Genomic DNA, 3,756 nt, shown 5'->3' with positions numbered 1-3,756 from the left:
GCCCCCCCCACCACCGATCCCTGTCACGCCCCCGGGCCCCCCCCGGGCAAGCCCCCCCCCCCCCCGCGGGGCCCCCCCCCCCCCGGCCCCCCCCCCCCCCGCCTCAGCGGGGGGCGGGGGCGCGACGGTCTACGATGTAATGTATGAACTCCATATCTGACCCTTACGAGCTGCGTGCCGGTGTACCGGACGTGGACACCTTCCGGCGGCTGCGGACCGGCGCGGGGATGAGCGACCGGCCCGCCGCGGCGGTGGCGGCCGGGCTCCCCAACACCTGGCACGGCGTGACGGTGCACCTGGACGGGGAGGTCGTCGGCATGGGCCGGATCGTGGGCGACGGCGGGTCGGTGTTCCAGATCGCCGACGTCTGCGTCCTGCCCGAGCACCAGGGCCGCGGCCTCGGCGGGCGGATCATGGCGCTGCTCACCGCCGAACTGGAGGACCGGGCCCCGGCGGGTGCCTACGTGTCCCTGATCGCCGACGGCGACGCCCACCGCCTCTACGCCCGCTACGGCTTCACCGGGACCGCCCCGCACTCGGTGGGCATGCACCGCCTGGTCTGACCCCGGCCCGGTCCGGCGTCGACCCCGGCCCGGCCCGGCCCGGCCGACGGCGGGCGAACCGGCTCCACGACCGCCGATCCGGTCCGGGACGCGGAGTGACAGTCCGACAGTCAGTGTGCGACGCTGCACCTCGCGCGGGACCGACCGCGCTGCGGGGGAACCAGGGGCGGCCGCATGAACCAGGAAGCGCAGCCGAGCGAGTCTCGGCACGACGGCCGGAGCCGTGCCGACGACGGCGTCCGCGACACCGACCGGGTGAACAGGTCGGGCGGTCGGCTCGTGGGCGTTCCGCTGGTCCTCGCGGGCCTGGTGGTCGCGGCCGCGGCGCTGCGGCCGGACGGCGGCCTCCTCGGTACGCCCGCCGACACGGTGCCGGTCTCCGCGGTCGGGTTCGTCCTGCTGCTCGCCGTCGGTTCGTTCCTCGTCATCGGCCGGTTCGCGGTGCGGCTGCGCGATGAGGTCCGCCACCTGACCGGCCCGACGCCGTGGGCCGAGCGCCTGCGGGAGGCGGCCGTGGCGCTCCTGGCCGGGGCCGCCGTCGCGGTGCCGGTGCTGATGTTCGTCTTCCACAACCGGGTGGACACCGGGCCGGTCGACCCGCCGGCGCACCTGCCCGAGCCACCGGAGGTCACCGCGCCGCCGAAGGACCCGCCGCTGCCCTGGCCCGACGAACCGAAGCCCGACGGCCTGCTCAGGACGTTGATCCCGGTGCTGTTCGGTGTTCTCGCCGCCGCCCTGGTGGTGGCCGTGGTGGTCGCCGCGGTGCTGCTGCTGCGGCGCTTGCGGATCATCCGGCGGCAGCCGCCGGCGGCACTTCCCGCAGCGCCGGCCCGGCCGGAGGACGCCCTCGCCGCCGCCGTCGCCACCGGTCGGCGGGCCCTGACCGGTGCCGACGCGCGGGCGGCGGTGATCGCCTGCTACGCCGCGATGGAGGTCTCGCTGGCGGCGTCCGGGGTGACCCGCCGGGCTCCTGACAGTCCGACCGAACTGCTGGAGCGGGCGGTGGCCGACGACCGTGTCGACCCCGTCCACGCGCGGGTGCTGACCGCGCTGTTCCGGGAGGCCCGGTACTCCACCCACCCGATGGACCGGACCCACGTGAACCGGGCGCAGTCCGCGCTCGACGCGCTCGCCGAGCGCCTGGCGGACCGGGACGGCCCGCCGTCGGAGCCTGCCGCGGTGGGAACTACCCCGGCCGACCGGACGGGAGGCCGTCGATGAGTGCCCGTCCGAACCAGCCGAACCACCCGAACCACCCGACGGCCGACCCCGTCGCCGCCGACCCTGCCGCCCCGGTGGACCCGCCCGGCGGCGGGCTCGCCGCACCCGGCTCGATCCGGCACAGCCTGATCGAGCCGACGGCGGCCGCCGTCCTGGCCGAGGTCCTGTTCGCCCTGGTCGGCGGCGCGTCCGCGGCCGCCGCCGGAGCGGTCCTGCTGACCGTCACCGCCCTGATCGCCGGCCGGTACGTCGCCGGCGCGGGGTTCCTCGACATCGGCCTGCGCGGCCGGCGGCACCTGATGGAGGCCCGCGAGCCCGGTCTCGGCGACTGGCGCTGGACCGTCCGCCAGGGCCTCGACCCGAAGGGCGACGCCCGGCCGCTGCGCGGCCGGCTCCGACGGCTCTTCGCCGCACGCCTGTCGGAGGTCCACGGCGTCTCGCTCACCGCCGACCGGGAGCGGGCCGCCGAACTGATCGGCCCCCGGCTGTGGCCGTGGATCGACCCGGACGCCCCGGATCCGGACGCGGCCGTCCCGAGCCCCGTCCTCCTCGCGCTCGTCGACCGGCTGGAATCCCTCTAGCCGCCCCGCCGGTCGGCTCCGCACTCCCCACCGTTCCCCGCAGGTTCCGGTCGATCGCCGGCAACCGCCGCCGCCCTTCAGGAGAACCATGACCGCCGTTCCCCAGGCCCAGGCCCCCGCCCCGGACACCGAGCGGGCCCCGGAGGCCGAACGCACCCCGGGCCGTCCGGCCGAGGCGGCCGTGCTGACGCCGCAGGAGGCCGGCCGCCGCGCCCGCGCGGTGATCGAGGAGATCGAACGGGCCGTGGTCGGCAAGCCCGAGGCCCTGCGTCTGGTGATGCTCGGTGTGCTGGCCGGCGGCCACGTCCTGATCGAGGACCTGCCGGGGCTCGGCAAGACCCTGCTGGCCCGCTCCTTCGCCACCACCCTCGGCCTGGACTTCCGCCGGATCCAGTTCACCCCCGACCTGCTGCCCTCGGACGTCACCGGCGCGCCGTTCTACGACCGGCGCAGCGGCGAGATGGTCTTCCGGCCCGGCCCGCTGTTCACCCAGCTCCTGCTGGCCGACGAGATCAACCGCACCCCGCCGAAGACCCAGGCCGCGCTGCTGGAGGCGATGGCCGAGGGGCAGGTCTCCGTCGACGGGGCCACCCGCCGCCTGCCGCAGCCCTTCGTGGTGATCGCCACCGCCAACCCGATCGAGTACGAGGGCACCTACTCGCTTCCGGAGGCACAGCTCGACCGCTTCCTGCTCCGGGTGCGGATGGGCTACCTCTCCACCGGTCTGGAGGCCTCGATGCTCCGGGCCCGGCTGGACCGCGCCGTGCCCGAGCCGGTCCTGGAGGCGATCAGCAGCCCGGCCGAACTGCTCGCGATGCGGGCGGCGTTGGAGCAGGTCGAGGTCGACGACGACCTGGTCGACTACGTGGTCGCGCTGGTCAACGCCACCCGCAACGACCCGCAGATCCAGGTCGGCGCCTCCCCCCGGGGCGGTCTGGCGCTGGTCCAGTTGGCCCGGGCCCGCGCGATGCTGGCGGGCCGCGACTATCTGACTCCGGAGGACGTCAAGGCGCTGGCCGTTCCGACGCTGGCCCACCGCATCACGCTGACACCGGAGTTGTGGGTGCGTCAGATCGAGGCGGACGACGTCCTGGCGCGCCTGGTCGCCGCCGTTCCGGCGCCGCAGACCCTGCCGCGCGCGGCCGGCGGGCCGGAGAGCGGCCGGGTGGACGCCCCGGGCCTCGCCCGGTGAGCGCCGAGTCCACCGCCGGGCCCGCCGCCGCTGCCGAGCCCACCGCCCAGCCCACCGCCGGGCCCACCGCCGACGGCGGGCCCGGGCAGCGGGCCCGGCGGCTCGCCGCCCAGAGCACCGCCCCCGGCGGGGGGCCGGGCCGGCAGCTCGCCGGCCCGGCCGCAAGCCCCCGCCCGGCCCCCCCACGCGGGCGGCCCGG

At 77.0% G+C, this 3,756-nt stretch carries 4 protein-coding genes and 1 pseudogene; all 5 read left to right on the top strand.

Annotation, left to right across the window (positions count from 1 at the left end; genetic code table 11):
- Positions 1-143: 143 nt before the first annotated feature.
- Positions 144-563: a GNAT family N-acetyltransferase gene (locus ACFVYI_RS31850; RefSeq protein WP_387892017.1), complete on the top strand. Its 420-nt coding sequence runs from the start codon at positions 144-146 to the stop codon at positions 561-563.
- Positions 564-737: 174 nt separating this feature from the next.
- Complete coding sequence (locus ACFVYI_RS31845) at positions 738-1,784, top strand: DUF4129 domain-containing protein (RefSeq protein WP_387892015.1); 1,047 nt, start codon at positions 738-740, stop codon at positions 1,782-1,784.
- Positions 1,781-2,365 (top strand): hypothetical protein, encoded by a 585-nt coding sequence (locus ACFVYI_RS31840; protein WP_387892013.1) that lies wholly within the window; start codon positions 1,781-1,783, stop codon positions 2,363-2,365. Before ACFVYI_RS31845 ends, ACFVYI_RS31840 begins: the two co-directional genes overlap by 4 nt.
- An 88-nt stretch (positions 2,366-2,453) precedes the next feature.
- Positions 2,454-3,557 (top strand): AAA family ATPase, encoded by a 1,104-nt coding sequence (locus ACFVYI_RS31835; RefSeq protein WP_387892012.1) that lies wholly within the window; start codon positions 2,454-2,456, stop codon positions 3,555-3,557.
- Positions 3,554-3,756, top strand: a pseudogene (locus tag ACFVYI_RS31830) (hypothetical protein); the annotation flags it as partial. The gene ACFVYI_RS31835 and the pseudogene ACFVYI_RS31830, both read left to right, overlap by 4 nt.

The sequence above is a fragment of the Kitasatospora sp. NPDC058218 genome (assembly GCF_042882445.1).
Classification (GTDB): domain Bacteria; phylum Actinomycetota; class Actinomycetes; order Streptomycetales; family Streptomycetaceae; genus Kitasatospora.
Note: the sequence above shows the minus strand (reverse complement) of the source record. Positions and strands in the feature narration are given on the sequence as shown.

What these genes read in the sequence shown, in the direction of transcription:
- ACFVYI_RS31840 (WP_387892013.1), top strand. Translation starts at nt 1,781, where the DNA reads ATGAGTGCCCGTCCGAACCAGCCGAACCACCCGAACCACCCGACGGCC.
- ACFVYI_RS31850 (WP_387892017.1), top strand. Translation starts at nt 144, where the DNA reads ATGAACTCCATATCTGACCCTTACGAGCTGCGTGCCGGTGTACCGGAC.
- ACFVYI_RS31835 (WP_387892012.1), top strand. Translation starts at nt 2,454, where the DNA reads ATGACCGCCGTTCCCCAGGCCCAGGCCCCCGCCCCGGACACCGAGCGG.
- ACFVYI_RS31845 (WP_387892015.1), top strand. Translation starts at nt 738, where the DNA reads ATGAACCAGGAAGCGCAGCCGAGCGAGTCTCGGCACGACGGCCGGAGC.